The organism is Paraburkholderia sp. J63 (assembly GCF_905220245.1).
Lineage (GTDB): Bacteria > Pseudomonadota > Gammaproteobacteria > Burkholderiales > Burkholderiaceae > Paraburkholderia.
In genome coordinates, this window is record NZ_CAJMZF010000203.1 from 1 (window position 1) to 349 (window position 349).

Sequence of the window (349 nt, forward strand, 5' to 3'; positions counted from 1 at the left end):
CGAAGTGGTGGACAGCCGGATACGGAACTGGGATATCCGCTTCGTCGATACGGTTGCCGATAACGCGTCGAGCGCGCGCTTCGTGGTGGGCAGCCGCCCTGTGCCGCTTTCGCAGATCGATTTGAGCGCCTGCGCGATGGAGCTTTCGCGCGATGGCGAGGTGCTTTCGCGCGGCAACGGCGCGGCGTGCCTCGGCAATCCGCTCAACGCCGCCGTGTGGCTCGCCGACCGCATGGTCCAGCTTGGCACGCCGCTGCGCGCCGGTGACGTGGTGCTCACGGGCGCACTCGGCCCGATGGTTGCCGTGAAGGAACCGGGCACCTATACCGCGCAGATCGACGGCCTCGGT

At 67.9% G+C, this 349-nt stretch carries 1 protein-coding gene; it reads left to right on the forward strand.

Going from position 1 to position 349, the window contains the following annotated elements; all coding sequences use genetic code 11:
• Positions 1 to 349 (forward strand): 2-keto-4-pentenoate hydratase (locus U5775_RS39180; RefSeq protein ID WP_322063468.1); only part of this gene is annotated, 349 nt, incomplete at both ends.